Raw genomic sequence first — 21,654 nt, 5'->3', positions numbered from 1 at the left:
TGGCCGGTGTCTGAGAAAAGGCGTCGCGGAGGTGATCGGCATGACCGAGGTATTGCTCGCCGTGGGAACACGCAAGGGCCTGTTCATCGGGCGCAGGCGAGGTGACACCTGGGAGTTCGACGAGAGTCCCTACTTCAACGCCCAGGCCGTGTACTCGGTCGCGATCGACACCCGCGGCGAGCGCCCGCGGCTGCTGGCCGGCGGCGACAGCGCCCACTGGGGCCCGTCCGTGTTCCACTCCGACGACCTGGGGCGCACCTGGACCGAACCGGCCCAGCCGGCCGTGAAGTTCCCCAAGGACACCGACGCCTCCCTGGAGCGGGTGTGGCAGCTGCATCCGGCGGCCGCCGAACCGGACGTGGTGTACGCGGGCACGGAACCGGCGGCGCTGTACCGCTCGGCGGACCGCGGCGAGACCTTCGAACTCGTCCGCCCGCTGTGGGAGCACCCGACCCGGTCCAAGTGGGTGCCGGGCGGCGGCGGTGAGGGCCTGCACACCGTGATCACCGACCGGCGCGACCCGAAGGCGGTGACGGTGGCCGTCTCGACGGCCGGTGTGTTCAGGACCGGCGACGGCGGCGCGACCTGGGCGCCGTCCAACTCCGGTGTCTCCGCGGTGTTCCTGCCGGATCCGAACCCGGAGTTCGGCCAGTGCGTGCACAAGATCGCGCAGGACGCGGCCGACGCGGACCGGCTGTATCTGCAGAACCACTGGGGCGTGTACCGCAGCGACGACTCGGGCGCGCACTGGACCGACATCGGCGAGGGCCTGCCGTCCACCTTCGGCTTCGCCGTCGCCGCACACCCGCACCGCGGTGAGACGGCCTACGTCTTCCCGATCAACGCCGACGCCGACCGCGTCCCCGCCGACCGGCGCTGCCGCGTCTTCCGTACGGCGGACGCGGGCAAGAGCTGGGAGCCGCTGTCGGCGGGGCTGCCGCAGGAGGACCACTACGGCACGGTGCTGCGCGACGCGATGTGCACGGACGACGCGGACCCGGCGGGCGTGTACTTCGGCAACCGCAACGGCGAGGTGTTCGCCTCCGCGGACGACGGCGACAGCTGGCGGCAACTGGCCTCCCACCTGCCGGACGTGCTGTGTGTGAGGGCCGCGGTGATCGCATGACCCGTTGCGGCTTACGGGCCGGCCTTGGCCACTGGTTGATCAACGCTGCCCTTACGGCAGTAGGGTGACGCCCGTGGCACCACGACCCTTGCATGAAATCGTCGAAGCGGGCTGGGCGAAGGCCCTGGAACCCGTAGCCGAACGGATCGCAGCGATGGGCGACTTCCTGCGCGCGGAGATCGCCGCGGGACGCACCTATCTGCCGGCCGGGCCGAACGTCCTGCGGGCCTTCCAACAGCCCTTCGACGACGTACGGGTCCTGATCGTCGGACAGGACCCGTACCCCACCCCGGGACATGCCGTGGGGCTGTCCTTCTCGGTGGCCTCCGACGTACGTCCGCTGCCGGGCAGCCTCATCAACATCTACCGCGAGCTCAACAACGACCTGGGGCTGCCGCAGCCGTCCAACGGCGATCTGACGCCGTGGACCCAGCAGGGTGTGCTGCTGCTGAACAGGGCGCTCACCACGGCCCCGCGCAAGCCGGCCGCCCATCGCGGCAAGGGCTGGGAGGAGGTCACCGAGCAGGCCATCCGCGCGCTGGCCGCCCGCGGCAAGCCGCTCGTGTCCATCCTGTGGGGCCGTGACGCCCGCAACCTCCGCCCGCTGCTGGGCCGTCTCCCCTCGGTGGAGTCCGCCCACCCCTCCCCCATGTCCGCCGACCGCGGCTTCTTCGGCTCCCGCCCGTTCAGTCGCGCCAACGACCTCCTGATCGGCCAAGGCGGCCAGCCGGTGGACTGGCGCCTTCCGTGACCGGCGGCGCCGCCTTCGTCGCGGTCGACTCCGGCGGCTCCGGTATGCGGGTCGCCGTCGGCGCGGCGGGCCGTGGGGTGCTGGCCCGGCGCGAGTCCCGTGAGCCCGTGCGCACCGGTGAACGGGGCATCGACGCCGGGCATTTCATGGAGCAGCTCGTGCCGATGGTGCGGGCGGCGGTGGCCGAGGCCGGGGTCGCCGTGCCGGGTGCGGTGGCCGTCGGGGCCGCCGGGCTGGCCAGTCTGGGTGACGGGCTGCGTGCCGAGCTGCCGAGCGCTCTGGAGCGCGAGTTCGGCATCAGGCGGGTCGCCCTGGTCGCCGATGCCGTCACCGCCTATGTGGGGGCCCTCGGGGCCCGGCCGGGCGCGGTCGTGGCGGCGGGCACGGGGCTGATCGCGATCGGCACCGACCTGACGAGCTGGCGCCGGTCGGACGGCTGGGGTCATCTGCTCGGCGACTGCGGCGGCGGAGCCTGGATCGGACGGGCCGGGCTGGAAGCGGCGATGCGCGCGCACGACGGACGGCCCGACGGATCGGCGGCACTGCTCGCCCGCGCGGAAATTCTGTTCGGCCCGGTGCGCGGGCTGCCCGGCAGGCTCTATCCACGCTCTGACCGCCCCGCCGTCCTCGCCTCCTTCGCTCCGGAAGTGGCCGGCTGCGCCGACGGCGACCCGGTCGCCGCGGACATCCTGCGGGCCGCCGCACGGCACATGGCCGACTCCGCGGCCGCCGTCTGCCCCGCCACCGGAGAGCCCCAAGTCACCGTCACCGGGGGCCTGTTGAAATTGGGCGCCCCTCTTGTCGTACCTCTGGACGAGGAGTTGTCGAAGCGGCTGCCGCACGCGCGGCGGGTGCCGGCCGACGGGGATCCGTTGCGGGGGTCGGTGCGCATCGCGACCGATCTGGCGACGGGTGAGCTCGCTCTGCCGAGTGACGAGGCGATGCTCTGCGTGGTGACCGAAAAAGGGGACTGATCCCGCTACGCCACCCACTTCCACACCGCAAGTAACTCAATCAGACAAAAGCGGACGGATACCGCTCACCTGCACCCTCCCCGAACAGGGGAGCCCAAGAAGCCAGTAACATGCGTCGCCATGAGCTCCCCCACTGGGCCCGCGTCCGGCCTGCCAGTACGAATGCCGCGACCTCGTCAGCCCGGGCGGCACCGCCGACCCGAGCCGTTGGCGGCTCCCGAGGGCGCGCCCGCGCTCGTTCTCGCGGTGCCGGGCACACCGAGCGCCGCCACCCGCGGCCTCGCCGAGGAGGTCGTGAGCATCGCGCGCTCCGAGCTTCCCGGCCTCGACGCCCGGATCGCGTACGTCGACGGTGATGACGCGGAGTTCCCCACGCTCCAGTCGGTGCTGGTGCACGCCGCCGAGGAGCGCACCGCCCGCTATGAGCAGGCGCTCGCCGCGGGTGTGGAGGCGAAGGAGCCCGAGGGCCCCGTCGCCGTCGTCGTGCCGCTGCTCGCCGGCCCGGACAGCGCGCTGCTGCGCGTCATCCGCCAGGCCGTGATGGACAGCCGTGTCGCGGCCGACCTGACCGATGTGCTCGGCCCGCACCCGCTGCTCGCCGAGGCGCTGCACGTGCGTCTGTCGGAGGGCGGGCTCGCCCGCGCCGACCGCGCCCGTCTGTTCACCGTGGCCACGGCCGCGGACGGCATCATCCTGGCGTCCGTCGGCGGCGAGGAGGCCGTGCAGGCGGCCGGGATCACCGGCATGCTGCTCGCCGCGCGCCTGGCCGTGCCGGTGATGGCGGCGGCCCTGGACCAGGAAGGCTCGATCACGGCGATCGCCGAGCAGCTGCGGTCCTCGGGCTCCCAGCAGCTGGCCCTGGCGCCGTACCTGATAGGGCCGGAGATCGACCCGAGCCTGATCGCGGAGGCCGCGCAGGAGGCGGGCTGCTCCGCCGCCGAGGCGCTCGGCGCGTACCCGGCGATCGGCAAGCTCGCCCTGTCGAAGTACACGACGGCGCTGGGCATCGCCCCGCCGCAGCCGCAGGGCACGCCGGTGCGCTGACGCGCACGTCATAGCCGTAGCGCCGAAGGGCCCGCTCCCACCGGGGGCGGGCCCTTCGGCGTCCGGTCATCCGGTGGGATCGGGGCCCGGTCCGAAGACGACGCAGGACGCCGCGGGCACCTCGATCGAGCCCTCGTGGCGCGGCAGGCCCCGGTCGGGGTCCAGGACGAACCAGGAGACGTCGCCGGAGCGCTCGTTCGCGACGTACAGGAACCCGTCCGCCTCGGTCAGCGCGCGCGGCCAGTGCCCGGCGCAGGGCACCGTGCCGACCAGCCGCAGATCCTCGTCCTCGACGGCGAACGTGGACAGCACGTCCTCGCCGCGGGTGGCGGTCCACACGAAGCGGCCGTCGGGCGAGGCGACGATCCCCGACGGGTAGGCGTCGCCGGCCGGGGCGCCCGGCAGCACCGGCACCTCGGTGAGCGGCTTCAGCGTGCCGTCTTCGGCGTCCCAGTGGCAGACGGTGACGGTCGGGGTGAGTTCGTTGACGACGTAGGCGTACCGGCCGTGCGGGTGGAAGGCCAGGTGGCGCGGGCCCGAGCCGGGGCGCAGGGCGATCTCCCGGTGTACGTCGAGTGTGCCGTCGGTCAGGGTGCACACCCGCAGCGAGTCGGTGCCGAGGTCGACGCTCACGGCCCAGCGGCCGCTCGGGTCGGGCTGCACCTGGTGGGCGTGCGGTCCCTGCTGGCGTGGCGTGTGGGGGCCGGAGCCGGTGTGCCGCAGGACGCTGGGCGGGGCGTCCGCGAGGGTTCCGTCGGAGCGGACCGGCACGGCGGTGACGCTCCCGGAGCCGTAGTTCGCGGTCAGGACGTGGCCGTCGAACACGCTGAGGTGGGTGGGGCCGCTGCCGTCCACCGGGACCGGCGAGCCGAGGAGCTCGGGCTTGCCGCCGGTCACGCGGTACGCGACCACCGCGCCCTCGGCCGTCTCGCTGACCGCGTAGAGCGTGTCGCCGGCGGGCGACAGGGCCAGGTACGCGGGGTCGGGCACGTCCCGCACACCGCTCCGGACGGTCAGCGCGCCGTTGTCCGCGGCCACGGATGCCGTGGTGATGCCATGGCCCCCGGCCGCCGTGAACGACCCGATGTAGGCCCGTCTCCCCCGCCTGCCGACGTCTGCCACCGCAATCCCCTTCCGGTCGAGTGCCGTCCGGCCCGACGGTAGCAGCGGATCACCATCGGTCTAGACCAAGCGCGCCTGACCGTCGGCGAGTTCACGTCACAGGCAGACAGACGAAAACGCGCCCCCAAAGGGGGCGCGGGGAACTGCGCGACCGGCCACGACGACTCCGCAGACGCAGGCCGACGGCCCCGCTCCCCCAAAGGGGCGCGAGGCCGTGTCAATGTGCGGCTCCGCCGCGTGGGCGTGACCGGCCACGACGCGCCCGCAGACGCACGATCACCGAGGACGGCCCGACCCGCGGAGCGCTACGTGCCGACCAGCGGAGACCCCGACGGCGCCCGCAGCGGCTGCGCGAGTTCGGCGAGGGCCCGCTCCAGCCCGTGCAGATGGGCCAGCGCGGGGTCCGCCGCCGTCGGCCGGTCGGTGGGCTCGGTGATGTCCGCGCCTCCGGTCAGGGCCTCGACGGCGGCCTCGACGCGCCAGCACGCGGCGGCCAGACGTGCATCGTGCGAGGCCACCGGGTCGGCGGCGACGGCGGCGAGGCCGCGGATCTCCCGGGCACAGTCGTCGAGCAGGGCCAGCACCTGCCGGGCGCGCCGCTTGCGGGCCGGCATCGGGTTCAGCGGGTGCACCAGCGGGGCGAGGGAGAGCCGTACCCGGCCGAGCAGCTGTTCCAGTTCGGCGACCCGGGTGGCCGGGTCGGCACTCTCGTCGCCGGCCAGGCGCGCGGCGGCCTCGGCGGTGGCCGCGTGGACGCAGCGCAGGGCGCGCTGGACCCAGGCGTCGGTGATGGCGTGCGTGGTCACCGGCAGCACGAACAGCACGGCCAGTACGGCACCGATCGCACCGACGCCGGTCTCGGCGAGCCGCAGCGCGAGGAGCGCGGGTTCGAGGACGCCGAGGAGGCCGTAGAGGAGCTCGGCGAGCAGGGTGACGCTGAGCATCATCCAGGTGTAGGAGACGGCGGCCGTGTAGAAGATGCCGAAGACACAGACGGCGAGGAGCGCCGCGGTCGGGACCACCGCCCCGTGCAGCGGGACGGCGACGAGCAGGCCGAGGCCGATGCCGATCACCGTGCCGAGGACCCGGCGGAAACCGCGGACCAGGGTCTCGCCGCGCGAGGTGGTGTTGACGAAGATCCACCAGGTGGCGCCGACCGCCCAGTACCAGCGCTGCCCGGACACCAGCTGGCCCACGACCAGGGCGAAGCCCGCGCCCGCGGTGGCCTGGATCGCCTGGCGTGTGGTCACGCGGGCCAGTCCGCCGCCACCCGGCGGTGCGGGTACGGGCGCCGGGGGCATACGGCGCTCGTAGCACCAAAGGCCGAACCGCACCGCGGCCGCGGTGAGCAGGGACAGCAGGACGGCGGCGTAGAGCTCGGGCAGCTGCCCGGGGGTGGCGTGCAGGAACTGCGCCACGAAGAAGGTCATGAACGCGAACACGCCGAGGCTGTGCCCGCGCGGCCCCCAGCGGCGGGCGTAGACGCCGGCGCCGACGACGGCGAGGAAGGTGAGGTCGCGGGCGACCGGATGGTCGTGCAGCTCGGCGGCCGCCGCGAGGACGGGCAGGCCGACGAGCGGCAGCAGCGCGGTGGTGATCGCCTGCCCGCGGACAGTGGCGTCGGTGACGGTGAACAGGGCGAGGAGCGCGGCGAGCCCGCCGGTGACGGCACCGACGAGGGAGTGTCCGGCCAGTCCGCAGACGACGACCGCGAGCCCGATGCCGAGGACGGCCCGCACGGCGAAGCGCAGCCGCGCCCGCCCCGGGTCCGGCGCCACGAACACCCTCTTCAGCACTGTCTACCGCCCCTTCGTGCCGGCATGAAAAAGGCGCCGCGGGGATCCGCAGCGCCATCGACGCCTCCATTGCAGCATCTGTACGGAGACTGGCTCAAGTGACGTCCTCTATGCTGTGCCATTGGTACAGGAATAGTGGTCCTGCTACGTCCATCAGGGGACCAACGGACCACATACCGGGAGAGGCCGGCGGAACATGGCCGTGGACGAGCTCGACACCCGCATCCTGCGGCTGCTGCTGGAGCAGCCGCGCACCAGCGTGCGCGAGTACGCCCGCATCCTCGGCGTCGCGCGCGGCACACTCCAGGCCCGGCTCGACCGGCTGGAGCGGGACGGCGTGATCACCGGCACGGGGCCGACGCTGTCGCCCGCCGCGCTCGGCCATCCGGTGCTGGCGTTCGTGCACATCGAGGTCACGCAGGGCCATCTCGACGACGTGGGCGACGCGCTCGCCGCCGTGCCGGAGATCGTCGAGGCGTTCTCCATCACGGGTGGCGGGGATCTCCTCACCCGGGTGGTGGCCCGCGACAACGCCCACCTGGAGGACGTCATCCAGAAGCTGATCAGCCTGCCCGGCGTGGTGCGCACCCGCTCCGAGGTGGCCCTGCGCGAGCGCGTCCCGCAACGGCTGCTGCCGCTGGTGGAGTCGATCGGACGGACGGCGGCGCGGAAATGACCTTTGACATCCTGGGCCCATGAGCGGACTCAGCGGCATATCGGTCATCTTCGATCTCGACGGAACACTCGTGGACAGCGAGCCCCACTATTTCGAGGCGGGTCGGCAGGTCCTGGCCGAGCACGGCGTGTCCGACTTCACATGGACCGACCACGAGCGCTACGTCGGCATCAGCACGCTGGAGACGGTCACGCTCTGGAAGCGGGAGTACGGCCTGCGGGCCTCCGTCGAGGAACTCCTCGCCGCCAAGAACCGCCGCTATCTGGAACTCGCGCGCACCGCCACGCGCGCGTACCCGCAGATGCGCAAGTTCGTGGAGCTGCTGGCGGCCGAGGGCGTCCCGATGGCCGTGGCCTCGGGTTCGTCGCTACAGGCCATCACGGCGATCCTGGCCGGCACGGGCCTGGACGCCCAGTTGCGCACGGTCGTCTCGGCCGACGAGGTCGCCCACGGCAAGCCCGCCCCCGACGTCTTCCTGGAGGCCGCCGTCCGGCTGGGCGCGGCGCCCGCCGATTGCCTGGTCGTGGAGGACGCGGCGCCCGGCGCCGCCGCGGCACACGCGGCCGGCATGCGGTGCATCGCGATCCCGTATGTGGCCGCCCAGGCGGACGCGCCGGAGTTCCAGACGGCCGGGCTGCTGGTGCGGGGCGGACAGGAGGAGTTCATGGCGCAGACGGCATACGACTGGCTCGTGCGGTCGACGCCCGCCGACTGACCCGTCCGCTGACCCACCGGTCCCGCCAACTGGCGTGCCCGATATCACCTTTTGCGACCTTTGGCAAGAAATGGGACGATTGGTGCTGTAGAGGCGCTCACAGGAGAGACAAGTGACTTCAGGGCAAGGTGACGCGCCCGAGGAGGAGTTCGTCGAGGCTTTGGTCGAGCTGCGGAGCGACGCATCGGTGCGCGACCTGGTCGAGTGGTGTTCCCGGCACGGCATCGATGTGGTGCCGATGGCCGCCGGAACCCTCATCACCGGCACGGGCCGGCACTTCACAGCAGCGTTCGGGGTGCCCGTCGAGGATCGTTCACGACCGCGGACGCTGCCCGTTCCCCCGGCACTGCAGACCACCGCGAGGTCCGTCACCGTCCTGCCTACGCCCACGCTCGGCGAGCGTGACGGGCCAACGTGACGCGTGCGCACGGGCTCGACTTCCCGGAGGACCCGATGGCTACGAAGACTCCCAGTTATGAACAGAACGTTCCGGACACCGTGTTCGGCTATGTGTCGGCGCGCTCGCAGGGCGGGGTACCGATGACCGAGGCGACGACCCTGACCTCGGCCAGGCCGTTCCACGCCGACGCGGACGTACGGGGTCGGGCCGAGGAGCACGCCCGGCAGGCGGGTCTGACCGTCACGGCCGAGAGCGCCCTGGGCTTCACCGTGGCCGGTACACCGGCGGCGTTCGAGCAGCTGACCACCGGCACGATCGTGAGCTACGAGGTCCAGCAGCGGGTCGAGATGGGCCGTACGCGTTCCGTGACGCATCTCGACATCGTCGGTGAGCGCCAGCCGAGCGCTCTGGGCATCGGCGCCGCGCCGGGCGAGGAGAGCATCGAGGCCGTCGCGCTGGAGGAGCCGCGGATACCCATGCGTCTCCACCCGACGACCGCGCAGCCGCCGACGGTCGACGCCTTCCATCTCACGCTTCCGGACGACGTGGCCCGTCTGCTCAACGCCACCCCCGCGCACGAGCAGGGGCATGTGGGAGCCGGCGTGCGGGTCGCCATGGTGGACACGGGACAGGCGCCGCACGCCTACTTCACCGCGCACGACTACGACATCGACGCGACCGTCGCGGTCGCCCCGGGGACGAGCCCCGACGAGGACCCCGTGGGACACGGCACGGGCGAGTCCGCGAACATCTTCGCCGTGGCGCCGGGCGCGCGGCTGCTCCCGTACCGCGGCAGCGACCGCAACGGCAACCTCAGCGCCGCCGTGACGGCATTCCTGCAAGCGAAGTCGACACAGCCGCAGGTACTGACGAACTCCTGGGGCGGGCGGGTCCGACTCCCCGAGGACGGGCCCATGCCGGAGACCAGCAGGGTGTGGGCGCTGGAGATCCTGGACGCGGTGGAACAGGACATCGTGGTGGTCTTCGCCGCGGGCAACGGCCATTTCTCGATCGAGCCGCAGGTGCCCGGGGTGCTCTCGGTCGGTGGCGTGTTCTCCGATCCGCAGGGCAAGTTGCGCGCGTCGGACTACACCAGCGGCTACGCCAGCCCCTGGTTCTCCGGCGTCGTCGTTCCCACCGTCTCCGGGCTGGTCGGCCTGGCGCCCCTGGCCCAGTACCTGATGCTCCCGATCCCGCCCGGCTGCTCGATCGACGTCGACGAGAGCGCCGAGGGTGACGGGACGACACGCGACGACGGCTGGGCGCTGTTCTCCGGCTCCTCGGCGGCGGCACCCCAGATCGCGGGAGCGGCGGCCCTGTTGCTTCAGGCCCGTCCGGGACTCAAGCCGGCCGAGGTCGCCCAGGCACTGTTCAAGACCGCGACCGACGTCACCACCGGCAAGAACGCCTTCGGTATCCCGGCCCGCCGGGGTCCGGACGAGGCCACGGGGGCGGGTCTGGTGAATGTGAGCGCGGCGCTCGACTTCGTCCTGACCCACAACCCGTAGGACACCTCTCAGGTCGGACGTCCCGCAATCCGTGGGTCGTCCGACCTCCGATCCGCCCGAGTGCCCGTCACGTCGGCACCGTTGACGCCTCCTCACCCCACGCATAACGTCTGGTCGACTATTCGTACGCCGTTCGTCATTACGAACACGATGACCTTGTGTGCAAGACGTCCTTGTGTGCAAGACGACCTTGTGTGGAGGAGCACCCATGGCACCGCCCCTCTCCAGAAGATTCCTTCTCCAGGCCGCCGCGCTCGCCGCGGCGGCCCCCGCGATCAGCCACACGGCAACGAACCGGGCAGCGGCCGCCGTTCAGGAGGCGCAGGCCGTGACCGCCGTTCCGACCGCCTGGTCAGTGCAGCCCTTCGCGCTGGACGACGTGGCCCTGCGGCCCGGACTCTTCGCCGACAAGCGGCAGTTGATGCTCGATCACGCCCGCGGGTACGACGTGAACCGGCTGCTCCAGGTGTTCCGTGCCAATGCCGGGCTCGCCACGGGCGGGGCCGTCGCGCCCGGCGGGTGGGAGGGGCTGGACGGTGAGGCGAACGGCAATCTGCGCGGGCACTACACCGGGCACTTCCTGACCATGCTGTCGCAGGCATACGCCGGCACCGGTGAGCAGGTGTTCGCCGACCGGATCGCCACCATGATCGGGGCGCTCACCGACGTGCGCGCGGCGCTGCGCCGGGACCCGGCCGTGCTGAGCGTCGACGGGAGGTTCGGTACGGCGGCCGAGCACGTCCGTGGCTCCTACCGGTACGTCGATCTCCCCGCCGCCGTCCTCGGGGGCGCCGCGGCGATCACCCTGTCCGCCTGGGTGAAGCCCACCCATGACGCCAACTGGGGGCGGGTCTTCGACTTCGGCGACAACAACACCCGGTATCTGTACCTGGCGGCCCGCAACGCGAGCGGTGTGCCGCGCTTCGCCATCACCACCGGCGGACCGGGCGGCGAGCAGGGCCTCGACGGCACCGCCGCGCTGCCGCTGGACCGGTGGAGCCATCTCGCGGTCACCCTCGGCGGCGGCACCGGGACGCTGTACGTCAACGGCACCGCCGTCGCCCGGAACACGGCGATGACCCTCACCCCGGCCGCGCTCGGCACGCTCGCCAACAACTGGCTCGGCCGCTCCAACTTCGCCGCCGACCCCGTCTTCGCGGGCGCCTACGACGAGTTCAACGTCTGGTCACGCGCCCTGAGCGCCGCCGAGATCACCGAGTTGCAGAGCGCACGAGCGGCCGACGTCTCCGCCGGACGGGGCGACCTGGCGTCGTACGCCTTCGACGAGACCTCGGGCGGGACGTTCGCCGACGCCTCCGGACGCGGCCTGGCCGCCACCCTGCGCCGGACCTGGGGCGGGCCCAGCCACCCCGGGTTCCTCGCGGCCTATCCGGAGACCCAGTTCATCGACCTGGAGTCGAGGACCACCAGCGACTACACCAAGGTGTGGGCGCCGTACTACACCGCGCACAAGATCCTCCGGGGTGTCCTGGACTCCTACCTCGCCACCGAGGACGCGCGCGCCCTCGATCTCGCGTCCGGCATGTGCGACTGGATGTACGCACGGCTGTCCAAGCTGCCCGAGGCCACGCTCCAGCGCATGTGGGGGCTGTTCTCCAGCGGCGAGTTCGGTGGCATCGTCGAGGCGATCTGCGATCTGCACTCGATCACCGGGAAGGCCGAACACCTCGCGCTGGCCAGGCTGTTCGACCTCGACCGGCTCATCGACAACTGTGCCGCGAACACCGACATCCTCGACGGGCTGCACGCCAACCAGCACATACCGATCTTCACCGGGTACCTGCGGCTGTACGACGCGACCGGCGAGAGGCGCTATCTCGACGCCGCCCGCAACTTCTGGGGCATGGTCGTGCCGCACCGCATGTACGGCATCGGCGGCACCAGCACGGGCGAGTTCTGGAAGGCACGGGACGTCATCGCGGGCACGATCGGCGACACCGACGCGGAGACGTGCTGCGCGTACAACATGCTGAAGCTGAGCCGGACCCTGTTCTTCCACGAGCAGCGGCCTCAGTACATGGACTACTACGAGCGGGCCCTGTACAACCAGGTGCTCGGCTCCAAGCGGGACACGGCGGACGCCGAGAAGCCGCTGGTCACGTACTTCATCGGGCTCACGCCGGGCCATGTGCGCGACTACACGCCCAAGCAGGGCACGACCTGCTGCGAGGGCACCGGCATGGAGAGCGCCACCAAGTACCAGGACTCGGTGTACTTCAAGGCCGCCGACGGCAGTGCCCTGTACGTCAACCTGTACAGCCCGTCCCACCTGACCTGGGCGGAGAAGGGCGTGTCGGTCACTCAGACCACGTCCTTCCCCCGCGAGCAGGGCACCACGCTCACCGTCACCGGCGGCAGCGCGGCCTTCGCGCTGCGGCTGCGCGTGCCGTCGTGGGCGACCGCCGGTTTCCGGGTGACGGTGAACGGCAGCGCGGTGAGCGGCACTCCGACGCCGGGGACCTACTTCACGGTGTCGCGGACCTGGCGCAGCGGCGACACCGTGAAGATCTCCATGCCGTTCCGGCTCCGGGTGGAGAGGGCGCTCGACGACCGGTCGCTGCAGACCCTCTTCCACGGTCCGATCAACCTGGTCGGCCGCAACTCCGCGACCGAATACCTCCAGTTGGGCCTGTACCGCAACGCCGGTCTCTCCGGCGACCTGCTGCCGTCCCTCACGCCGGTGCCCGGCAAGCCGCTCCACTTCACCCTCGACGGCACCGAGTTCGCCCCCTTCTTCGAGGGCACGGAGGACCCCACCCACGCCTACTTCCGGCGCTCCGAACCCCGGGTGATCCTCGGCAACTCCGACTCCGGTGTCACCAACCCGGCGAAGTCCGACGGCACCACGCTCCTGGACGAGATCTGGGCCGGGGCTCCCTTCACGGGCAAGGGCGCGCTGGTCTCACGGGTGCGGTCCACCGTGACCGCCTGGGTGAACGCGGGCCTGCTCGGCCAGGCCGACGGACAGACCGTCGTCCGTACGGCGCAGCAGGCCACGTACGCCCCCTGAGCCGGTGAGGGCGAGCCCCGCTAAGACCTGCGGCGGGGCTTGCCGCGCCCGGTGCCCTTGGTTCCCTTGCCGCTCCTGCCGCCGGATGAGCCGCCGCGCCGACCGCCGGCGCTGCCGGTGCCGGTCTGACGACGGGCGCCGCCCCCGCTGTCCGGACGCTTGCGCTTCGGCTGCTCCTGGGCGGCCGGGGACTGGGACTTCGTTCGGCCCCGGGTGCTGTTCACCGTCCGGCCGCGGACGACCCCGATGAAGTCCTCCACCAGGTCCGTGGTCGCGTCCTCGGGCCAGGACAGGGCGATGCTCGACTGGGGGCCGTCCACGAGCGTCCGGTAGGTGAGGTCCTTGCGGTGGTGCAGGCGGGCCAGCGACTGGGGCACCACGAGCAGGCCGACGTTCGCCGCGACCAGTTCGACGGCGTCCGCGGTCGTGGCGGGCCGCTCGAAGGCGGGCTCCCCCGGTGGCCGCTCCCAGTCGAGCACGTCGTCGAGGGGGTGGAAGACGACCTCGTCGGCCAGATCCTCGGTGGTGACCTCCTCGACCGCCGCGATCACGTGGTCCTTGGGGACGACGACGACCGTGGTCTCGGTGTAGAGGGGGATCGCGCTGAAGAACGCACGGTCCACCGGGAGCCGTACGAAACCGGCGTCGGCCCCGCCCTCCCGAAGCAGGTCGGGCGCCTCGGCCGCGGTCACCGAGTGGAGGCTGAGGGGCACGTCGGGGAAGCGTTCCTGCCAGACGCGGACCCACTTCGCCGGGGTCACTCCCGGGACGTACGCGAGCCGGAACGAGGGTGCTGTCCGCGGGGTGGGCGGGGGTGCTTCCGAGCCTGTCACCTGGCCAGGTTACCGGGCGTGGCCGACGGCCGTGGTCAGCGGGCGTTCACGCACTCGATACCCTTGAGACCATGACGTCGCACCAAAGCACCCAGACCATGAAGCCCGCGACCGCGGCGAAGAAGCTGGGTGTGTACCTCGAAGCCACCCCCGCCGAGTTCCGGGAGGGGGTCGTCACGCGCGCGGAGCTGAACGCGCTCCAGGCCGACCCCCCGCAGTGGCTGCGCGACCTGCGACGCGACGGCCCGCACCCCCGTCCGGTGGTCGCGGCGAAGCTCGGTGTCTCCATCGCGGGACTCGCCCGCGGCGGGGTCACCGAGCCCCTCACCACCGAGCAGATCGAGGCCCTCAAGCAGGAGGAGCCCGAGTGGCTGGCCAAGGAGCGAGCCACTCAGGCCGAGGTCCGCAAGGAGACGGCCCGGATCAAGAAGCGGAACGCCGAGCGCGACGCTCAGTGACCGGACGGCCCCTTCACTCCTTGTCGGTCACTTCCGGTCACTCCTTGTCAAGCTCTTCCGGGATCGCCTCGAGGAAGCCGGCCGACGGGCAGAAGAACAGGGTCCCGGTGACGGCCCGGGAGTAGTCGAGGACAGGGTCCGGGCCGGATTCGGGGCCGCCCACGAACATCCTGCGGAGCATGGTCTCCGGGACGTCGGGCGTCCGGGCGTAGGCGATGAAGTACGTGCCGAACTCGCCGTGGCCCGGCCTGCCGAACGGCATGGCGCCCCGCAGTATCTCCGGCTCCTCCCCGTCCGGGCCGGTGACCGTGTTCACGTCGATGTGGGAGCCGGGCACGTCGAGCTCGATGTTGGTCAGCTTGGAGCGGCCGATCACCTTCTCCTGGGCCTCGACGGCGAGGGCCTCCCAGGCGTCGATGTCGTGCACGTACTTCTGCACGATCGCGTAGCTGCCGCCGAGGAAGGCGGGGTCCTCGTCACCGACGATCGCCGCTTCGGCCGCCGCCGGGCCGACCGGGTTCTCGGTGCCGTCGACGAAGCCGAGCAGGTTGCGGGAGTCGAAGTAGGCGAAGGCGAGGACCTCGTCCTGGACGGTGACGGCGCCGCGCAGCCGCTTCATGATCTCGGCGGAGAGCGCGAAGCAGAGATCCGTGCGGGCGGCGCGGATGTGGAACAGCAGATCGCCCGGGGTGGCCACGGCACGGTGCCGGGGTCCCGCCAGCTCCTCGAAGGGGTGCAGCCGCCCGGGACGCGGGCCCTCGAAGAGCCGGTCCCAGGCCGAGGATCCGACACCGGCCACGCAGCACAGCCCTCCGTCCGGGCTGGGGAAGCCGACGGCTCGGACCAGTCCCGCGAGTCCGGACAGCAGATCGCGTGCCGCGCTCTCGCCTCCGGGTTCGATCGTGACCACCAGGAACACCGCGACGGGCGCCGGCTGACCGAGCACCGGCTGCGGCAGCGCACCGGCCGACCGTATGGACGACGGCTTGGATGACGGCATGGTTCCCCTCTCACCCTCGTTCCCCGCCACCTAACGATGCCCGGCCGAACCGGGAACGATACCCGGCGAATTCCCGCACTTCCGGCGCGTGTGCGAGGTGAGATCGGCGGGTTGGGCCGCAAAAACCCGCATGCGAACGCTTCTACGGGTCTGGGATCATCCCGGCATGGTCCACCGCCTCGAACCCCTGGTCGTCCGGCATACCCTCCGTCTCCCTCGCCCCACCGGACCCGCCGGTGAAGGCGCCGTCGCGGCACGGCAGTTCGACGCCGCGCTGATGTCCGTGGGCTTCAAGCTCTCGGCCGAGCTGCTGGAGCGGCTGTCGGGGCTCGACGAGAGCACGGTGGTCGACGTCGCCGTGCGGACGCTGGGCACCGTGCGCGAGATGGTCGGCGACCACGTGGCGCACAACGTCTACTTCGTCGACTTCCCGGCCAACGTGCCGGAGACGTACGACTTCTGGATGCGCTGCATCGCCGAGGCCCTCGCCGACGACAAGGCGCGGGCGAGCGTTCTGGAGCAGCTCGGCGAAGGTGTCGTCAATCTGCTGACCCTGCCGTCGTACGGCCGCTACCAGCACACGTACGCCGAGATGCTCGGCCACCACGCCGAGCTGATCGCGGCGGCCGGCGACCGCATGACGGTCCTGCGTCTCGGCGAGGCCGCGGACGCCGAAGTCACTTCCCTGTACCTGGCGTTGGCGGGCAGCAGCACGCCGCTGGGTGAGGAGGCGCTGCGCGACCTCGACCGGCTCGCCCGGGAGTGCGTGGACGGGCCGCAGCCCGAGACGATCCCGGTCCGGGAGAACCGGGCCGTGCTCAACCGGGCCCGGCTGCGGGCCGGTTCGCCGCCCCTGCTGGACACGGTCACCGATGTGCTGCGGCTGGCCTGCGCGCTGTCGGACGGCGATGTGACCCTGGTGGAGCCGACACGGTTCCGCAAGCTGTCCCGGCCGCTGCGCCGTGGCCTGCTGGCGGGCCTGGACTCGGTGGTCGCCGACGCGCCCGCCAAGCTCGCGGACGTCCGTGCCCATCGCGAGGCCTGGAAGCGGCTGGGCGAGCGGCTGCATCCGCACGAGTACCCGCGGTGGCCGCACGCCGCCGACGTGTTCGCGGTAGCGCGCGGAGAGAAGCCGGCGCCTTCGTTCGACAGCCGGGTCGAGGAACTGCTCGGCATGCATGACGTCACCGGCGCGGCCGAGTTGCTGAAGTCCGCGCCCGGCAAGCTGTTCCGCGCACTGGACCGGCTGTTGCGCATGGCGCTCGATCAGGAGGAGCGGGACACGGTGGTGGCCGCCGCCGAGGCGGTCGTGGCCGGCGTGTCCGGCCGGGTCCTGCTGTCCGTCCGTGAGCACCTGGCCAACCGTGCACAGGACACGGGCGAGACCCGCGTGTTCGTGAACCGGCTCGGCCGGGCCTGGGTCACCGACGACGAACGTCCGCCGGTCCTGCCGCCCGAGCGGGAGCGCCTGATCGACGTGCTCGACGAGGAGCTGCGGCGCCGGCTGCCGGACCCGGGCCATCTGCTGATCGACCCGGACGCCCTGGATGTCGCGCTGCCGCTCAGCGGCAGGGCGGCCGCGGCGGGGCTCGGCGTGCTGCCCCGCGGCTCGGTCTCGCCCGTGGACGGCGAGCTGCTGCGCTTCTTCGTGTACTGGAAGCAGACGGCCCACCGCACCGACTACGACCTGTCGGCGCTGATGCTGGACGCCGACTACGCGACGGTCTGCTGGCTGGCGTACACCAACCTCAAGGACCTCGAGGGCGAGCACTCCGGTGACGTCACCGAAGCGCCCGACGGTGCCTCGGAGTTCATCAACCTGCGTCTCGGCGCCGTGCGCGGGGAGTTCATCGTGCCGCAGGTCAACATCTTCGCCGGGGAGGGCTTCGAGGAGGTCGCCGAGTCGTTCTTCGGGTTCATGCTGCGGGACGCGGAGCAGCAGGGCCGCCCGTTCGAGCCGCGTACCGTGCGCATGAAGTCCGAGCTGCGCGGACCGGGCCGGGTCGCGCTGCCGCTGGCCTTCCGGCGCGGTCCCGACGGCCGGTGGCAGGCCAAGTGGCTGCACCTGTATCTCAAGGGCACCCCGGCCGCCAACCGTGTCGAGGCCAACCGGGTGTCGGTGGCGACGCTGCTGCGCGGCATCGTGGAGCGCGAGCAGCTGACCGTGCGCTACCTGACGGACCTGATGGACGCCACGACGACGACCCTGTGGGACGGCAGGACGGTCCCGGAGGGCCCTGTCACCTACATCGGCCTTCAGCGGCCCGACGGGTTGCACCCGGAGTCGCGGATCGTCGTACCCGAAAATCTGCGCGATCTGATCCCGGAGTGACTGTTAGAGTCGGCCGTGGCGAGGCCATGAAGGGACTTCCTTCTCAACTCCTTCTTGAATTAGTCCTTTCGCTTTCCTCGCCACTCAACTCTTTCCGTCGGCTCAGCTGTCGTAGTCGACCGTCAGTGTCTCGGACACCGGGTACGACTGGCAGGTCAGCACATAGCCCGCGTCGACCTCGGCCGGCTCCAGCGCGAAGTTGCGCCGCATGTCCGCCTTGCCGTCGGTGACCAGCGCCCGGCAGGTGCCGCAGACGCCGCCCTTACAGGCGAACGGCAGGTCGGGGCGGGTGCGTTGGGCGCCGTCGAGGATGGACCGCTCCCTCGACAGGGGGGCCGAGGTGGAGCGGCCGTCCAGCGTGATGGTGACCTGGCTGACGGGCCCCTGCGGGCCGGACTCCTCGTGGTGCACCTCCCGCACCGGCTCGTCGTCGGCGAAGAACAGTTCCTGGTGCACCCGCTCGTCCGGCACGCCGAGGCCCGCCAGCACCGCTTGCGCGTCCCGGACCATGCCGTGCGGGCCGCACAGCCACCAGTGATCCGCGCTCCGTACGTCGACCAGCGCGTCCACGAGTGTCGCGAGCCGCTCGGCGTCGATCCGGCCGGAGAGCACCTCGGCCTCGCGGGGCTCGCGGGAGAGCACATGGGCGAGCTGGAACCGGGTCGGGTGCAGGTCCTTCAGGTCGGCGAGCTCTTCGGCGAACATCACCGTGTCGGTGCGGCGGTTGCCGTAGAAGAGGGTGACCGTGGAGCGGGAGTCGGCGGCCAGCACGGACTCGGCGATGGACATCATGGGCGTGATGCCGGAGCCCGCCGCGATCAGTACGTGATGGCCGGGTGTGGTCAGGTCGGGAGTGAAGGCGCCGGTGGGGCCCATGACCTCGACGGTGTCGCCGGGGCGCACGTCCTCGACCAGCCAGGACGAGAACAGACCGCCGGGCACGACCCGTACGCCGATGCGCGGGCTCGAACCCACCGGCGAGCAGATCGAGTACGACCGCCGTTCGTCGCGCCCGTCGATCTCGCGCCGCAGCGTCAGCGACTGTCCCGGCTCGAAGGCGAACTCGTCGGCCAATTCCGCCGGGATGTCGAAGCCGACGGCCACCGCGTCCGCGCACAGGGGCTGCACGGCGGCCACGCGCAGACGGTGGAAGGCCGGACGGCGGCGAGTGCGCGGGCGCGGGCCGGCGGCCGTCCGTGCTTCGGTGACGCCTTCCATTCAGATCTCCTTGACGTACTCGAACGGCTCGCGGCAGGCCCGGCAGCGCCACAGCGCCTTGCAGGAGGTGGCCGCGAAGCGTGAGGTCTCCTCGGTGTCCGCCGAGCCGCAGCGCGGGCAGGTCGCCGCGTGCCGGGTGGGGGACAGCACGAGCGCGACGGGGCCGCCGGTGCGCGGTGCGGGGCCGGGCGGGGCGATGCCGTGCTCGGCGAGCTTGCGGCGGCCGGCCGGGGTGATCCAGTCGCTGGTCCAGGGAGGATCGAGGACCGTACGGATCTCCACGCGCGCGTACCCGGCGTCCCGAAGCCGCGCCGCCACGTCCGCCCGCATCTCGGCCATGGCCGGGCAGCCGGAGTAGGTCGGGGTGAGGCTCGCGACCACCGTGCCGTCCTCCGTCAGCTCCACGTCCCGCAGGACGCCGAGATCGGCGAGGGTGAGCATGGGCAGCTCGGGATCCGGTACCTGGGCGGCAATGTGCCGGGCGTCCGGCAGGGTGGTCACCATGTCGCCTCCGGGTGGGCTCGGGCGATGCCCTGCAACTCGGCGAGCAGCGGGGCGAGATGCTCGGTGTGCTCGCCGTCGCGGCCGGATCCGGGCAGCGGCCGGTACACCGGCATGGGCAGTCCGGCCGCCGCGGTGACCTGGCTGATGTCCGCGACCACCTGATCACGCACGTCGTACGCCGTGAACAACTCGCCGATGTAGGGGGCGACCTGCTCCTGTGCCCCGCGCATCCGGCGGTGGGACTCCTCCGTGCCGTCGCCGAGGCGTACGCCCCACTCCGCGGCGTACTGCCGGTGGTAGGCCAGCTCCTTGACGCCCTTCGCGGCGATGGCGGCGAGCACGGGGTCCGGGTGGGAGGCCAGTCGCTCGAAGTGGGCGAGGCGCCAGCTGGAGAGCACCAGCAGCCGCACGATCGAGAACGCGAAGTCACCGCAGGGCAGTTCGGCCAGGCGTACGTTGCGGAAGTCGCCGGCGTCGCGGAAGTAGGCGTAGGCGTCCTCGTCGCGGCCGGTGCCGTCCACCTGGCCGGCGCGGGAGTAGAGAAGGCGGGCCTGGCCGAGCAGGTCGAGACCGATGTTGGCGAGCGCCACCTCCTCCTCCAGCTCGGGGGCGCGGGTGATCCACTCGGCGAGGCGCTGGGCCGAGATGAGCGCGTCGTCGGCCAACGCGACGCAGACGGCGGCCAGTTCACCGGCGTCGACGTCCTCGGGCACGGTGGTGTCCACGCCGTGCAGCGGGTCCTCGAAGCCGGTGCCGTAGGCCCAGCGGGTGTCGTCCTCGTGTCCCTCGGCGAGGGTCATGTAGACGTGGTCGTCACTCATGCCCTCTCCTTCAGATGTGCGGGACGTCGTCGGGGATGTCGTAGAACGTCGGGTGGCGGTAGACCTTGTCGGCGCTCGGCGCGAAGAAGGGGTCCTTCTCGTCGCGGGTGGAGGCGGCGATGTGCTCGGAGCGCACCACCCAGATGCTGACGCCCTCGTTGCGGCGGGTGTACAGGTCACGGGCGTGGGTGAGCGCCATCCGGTCGTCGGCGGCGTGCAGCGAGCCCACATGGACGTGGTTCAGCCCGCGCTTGCCCCGTACGAACACCTCGTACAGCGGCCAGTCCTTCTTGTCGGCGCTCATGCCGCCGCTCCCTTCTCCATCCGCTTGGCGGCGTGGGCGGTGGCCGCCTCCCGCACCCAGGCGCCGTCCTCGTGGGCGCTTCTGCGCCGTTCCATCCGCTGGGCGTTGCACGGCCCGTCGCCCTTGATGACCCGCATCAGCTCGTCCCAGTCGGGGGTGCCGAAGTCGTGGTGGCCGCGCTCGGCGTTCCAGCGCAGCTCCGCGTCGGGCAGGGTGACGCCGAGCTTCTCGGCCTGCGGGACCGTCATGTCGACGAAGCGCTGACGCAGCTCGTCGTTGCTGTGCCGCTTGATCTTCCAGGCCATCGACTGTGCCGAGTTGGGCGAATTCTCGTCGGGCGGGCCGAACATCATCAGTGACGGCCACCACCAGCGGTTCACGGCGTCCTGCACCATCTCCCGCTGGGCGTCGGTGCCGCGCATCATCGTCATCAGCAGCTCATAGCCCTGCCGCTGGTGGAACGACTCCTCCTTGCAGATCCGCACCATCGCGCGCGCGTACGGCCCATACGAGCTGCGGCACAGCGGCACCTGGTTGCAGATCGCGGCGCCGTCCACGAACCAGCCGATCACCCCGACGTCGGCGAAGCTCATGGTCGGGTAGTTGAAGATCGACGAGTACTTCTGCCGCCCTTCGATCAGCCGGTCGGTCAGGTCGGCGCGGTCCGCGCCCAGGGTCTCCGCCGCCGAGTACAGGTACAGCCCGTGCCCGGCCTCGTCCTGGACCTTGGCGAAGAGGATGGCCTTGCGCCGCAGGGACGGCGCCTTGGTGATCCACTCCCCCTCGGGCTGCATGCCGATGATCTCCGAGTGGGCGTGCTGCGCGATCTGCCTGACGAGCGTCTTGCGGTAGCCGTCCGGCATCCAGTCCCGCGGCTCGATCCGCTGGTCGCGCGAGATCGTCGCGTCGAAGTGCTCCTGCAGCTGCTCCGTCATCGATACCAGCTTCCCCAACCGACCATTCGTTCGGTATCCAGTGTGACGTGTTTGCGCCAGGCGAGCAAGACCCTTTCGTCGCGTGAAAACGGCCCAGGACACCCCC

Annotated in this window: 20 protein-coding genes; 11 read left to right on the top strand and 9 right to left on the bottom strand. The window is 71.7% G+C overall.

The annotated features are described in order from the left end of the window. Positions 1–40 precede the first annotated feature (40 nt). The 4 genes from ACFPQ9_RS31320 (at position 41) to ACFPQ9_RS31305 (ending at position 3,895) form a co-directional block, all read left to right on the top strand. On the top strand, positions 41–1,126 hold the full coding sequence (locus tag ACFPQ9_RS31320) for a WD40/YVTN/BNR-like repeat-containing protein (protein ID WP_380860913.1): 1,086 nt from the start codon (positions 41–43) through the stop codon (positions 1,124–1,126). Positions 1,127–1,199: 73 nt separating this feature from the next. After that, complete coding sequence (locus ACFPQ9_RS31315) at positions 1,200–1,877, top strand: uracil-DNA glycosylase (protein WP_380860910.1); 678 nt, start codon at positions 1,200–1,202, stop codon at positions 1,875–1,877. After that, the gene (locus ACFPQ9_RS31310; RefSeq protein WP_380860907.1) at positions 1,874–2,851 is read left to right on the top strand and encodes an N-acetylglucosamine kinase; all 978 of its coding nucleotides are present in this window, start codon (positions 1,874–1,876) and stop codon (positions 2,849–2,851) included. Before ACFPQ9_RS31315 ends, ACFPQ9_RS31310 begins: the two co-directional genes overlap by 4 nt. A 120-nt stretch (positions 2,852–2,971) precedes the next feature. Then, entirely contained in the window at positions 2,972–3,895 is a 924-nt protein-coding gene (locus ACFPQ9_RS31305) for a sirohydrochlorin chelatase (protein ID WP_380860904.1), read from the top strand. A 66-nt stretch (positions 3,896–3,961) separates the two neighbouring features. On the opposite strand, the gene ACFPQ9_RS31300 is transcribed toward ACFPQ9_RS31305, so the two are convergent. Then, positions 3,962–5,017, bottom strand: a complete 1,056-nt coding sequence (locus ACFPQ9_RS31300; protein ID WP_380860901.1) for a lactonase family protein — start codon at positions 5,015–5,017, stop codon at positions 3,962–3,964. Positions 5,018–5,322: 305 nt separating this feature from the next. Next, positions 5,323–6,813 carry an FUSC family protein gene (locus ACFPQ9_RS31295; RefSeq protein ID WP_380860898.1) on the bottom strand — a complete coding sequence of 497 codons (1,491 nt, stop codon included), beginning with the start codon at positions 6,811–6,813 and terminating at the stop codon, positions 5,323–5,325. A 196-nt stretch (positions 6,814–7,009) separates the two neighbouring features. On the opposite strand from ACFPQ9_RS31295, the gene ACFPQ9_RS31290 reads away from it, so the two are divergent. The 5 genes from ACFPQ9_RS31290 to ACFPQ9_RS31270 all read left to right on the top strand — a co-directional run bounded on the left by ACFPQ9_RS31290 (position 7,010) and on the right by ACFPQ9_RS31270 (position 13,143). Beyond that, positions 7,010–7,489, top strand: a complete 480-nt coding sequence (locus ACFPQ9_RS31290; RefSeq protein ID WP_030962436.1) for an Lrp/AsnC family transcriptional regulator — start codon at positions 7,010–7,012, stop codon at positions 7,487–7,489. A gap of 19 nt (positions 7,490–7,508) precedes the next feature. After that, on the top strand, positions 7,509–8,204 hold the full coding sequence (locus ACFPQ9_RS31285) for an HAD family hydrolase (RefSeq protein WP_380860894.1): 696 nt from the start codon (positions 7,509–7,511) through the stop codon (positions 8,202–8,204). Between the two features lie 112 nt (positions 8,205–8,316). After that, positions 8,317–8,622, top strand: coding sequence for a hypothetical protein (locus ACFPQ9_RS31280; RefSeq protein ID WP_380860891.1), 306 nt, complete (start codon positions 8,317–8,319; stop codon positions 8,620–8,622). Positions 8,623–8,657: 35 nt separating this feature from the next. After that, positions 8,658–10,112, top strand: a complete 1,455-nt coding sequence (locus ACFPQ9_RS31275) for a S8 family serine peptidase (protein ID WP_380860888.1) — start codon at positions 8,658–8,660, stop codon at positions 10,110–10,112. Between the two features lie 208 nt (positions 10,113–10,320). Further along, entirely contained in the window at positions 10,321–13,143 is a 2,823-nt protein-coding gene (locus ACFPQ9_RS31270; RefSeq protein WP_380860885.1) for a beta-L-arabinofuranosidase domain-containing protein, read from the top strand. 20 nt (positions 13,144–13,163) lie between these two features. On the opposite strand, the gene ACFPQ9_RS31265 is transcribed toward ACFPQ9_RS31270, so the two are convergent. After that, complete coding sequence (locus ACFPQ9_RS31265) at positions 13,164–13,976, bottom strand: LysR family substrate-binding domain-containing protein (protein ID WP_380860882.1); 813 nt, start codon at positions 13,974–13,976, stop codon at positions 13,164–13,166. A 71-nt stretch (positions 13,977–14,047) separates the two neighbouring features. Here ACFPQ9_RS31265 and ACFPQ9_RS31260 point away from each other — a divergent pair, with 71 nt between their 5' ends. Continuing rightward, the gene (locus tag ACFPQ9_RS31260; RefSeq protein ID WP_380860879.1) at positions 14,048–14,434 is read left to right on the top strand and encodes a DUF5997 family protein; all 387 of its coding nucleotides are present in this window, start codon (positions 14,048–14,050) and stop codon (positions 14,432–14,434) included. Positions 14,435–14,471: 37 nt separating this feature from the next. Here the strand turns inward: ACFPQ9_RS31260 and ACFPQ9_RS31255 are convergent, their stop codons facing one another. Then, a complete protein-coding gene (locus ACFPQ9_RS31255) occupies positions 14,472–15,434 on the bottom strand; it encodes a Dyp-type peroxidase (RefSeq protein WP_380860876.1) in 963 nt (320 codons plus the stop codon). 166 nt (positions 15,435–15,600) lie between these two features. Between ACFPQ9_RS31255 and ACFPQ9_RS31250 the strand changes: the two genes are divergently transcribed. Beyond that, positions 15,601–17,766, top strand: a complete 2,166-nt coding sequence (locus ACFPQ9_RS31250; RefSeq protein WP_380860873.1) for a TerD family protein — start codon at positions 15,601–15,603, stop codon at positions 17,764–17,766. A 102-nt stretch (positions 17,767–17,868) separates the two neighbouring features. Here the strand turns inward: ACFPQ9_RS31250 and paaE are convergent, their stop codons facing one another. Genes paaE through paaA form a run of 5 tightly spaced genes read right to left on the bottom strand, consistent with a single transcriptional unit; the run spans position 17,869 to position 21,548 of the window. Beyond that, positions 17,869–18,984, bottom strand: coding sequence for a 1,2-phenylacetyl-CoA epoxidase subunit PaaE (paaE, locus tag ACFPQ9_RS31245; RefSeq protein WP_380860870.1), 1,116 nt, complete (start codon positions 18,982–18,984; stop codon positions 17,869–17,871). Continuing rightward, the gene (gene paaD / locus ACFPQ9_RS31240; RefSeq protein WP_380860867.1) at positions 18,985–19,488 is read right to left on the bottom strand and encodes a 1,2-phenylacetyl-CoA epoxidase subunit PaaD; all 504 of its coding nucleotides are present in this window, start codon (positions 19,486–19,488) and stop codon (positions 18,985–18,987) included. Beyond that, positions 19,482–20,309, bottom strand: coding sequence for a 1,2-phenylacetyl-CoA epoxidase subunit PaaC (gene paaC / locus ACFPQ9_RS31235; protein WP_380860865.1), 828 nt, complete (start codon positions 20,307–20,309; stop codon positions 19,482–19,484). The genes paaD and paaC overlap by 7 nt, the downstream gene beginning before the upstream one ends. A 10-nt stretch (positions 20,310–20,319) precedes the next feature. Next, on the bottom strand, positions 20,320–20,613 hold the full coding sequence (gene paaB, locus ACFPQ9_RS31230; RefSeq protein WP_030957096.1) for a 1,2-phenylacetyl-CoA epoxidase subunit PaaB: 294 nt from the start codon (positions 20,611–20,613) through the stop codon (positions 20,320–20,322). Then, positions 20,610–21,548: a 1,2-phenylacetyl-CoA epoxidase subunit PaaA gene (gene paaA / locus ACFPQ9_RS31225; protein WP_380860861.1), complete on the bottom strand. Its 939-nt coding sequence runs from the start codon at positions 21,546–21,548 to the stop codon at positions 20,610–20,612. Before paaA ends, paaB begins: the two co-directional genes overlap by 4 nt. Between the last annotated feature and the right edge of the window lie 106 nt (positions 21,549–21,654).

The organism is Streptomyces coerulescens, assembly GCF_042657965.1.
In the GTDB taxonomy this organism is placed as follows: Bacteria; Actinomycetota; Actinomycetes; order Streptomycetales; family Streptomycetaceae; genus Streptomyces; species Streptomyces coerulescens.
The sequence above is the reverse complement of the archived record's forward strand: the minus strand, read 5'-3'. Positions and strand labels throughout refer to the sequence as shown.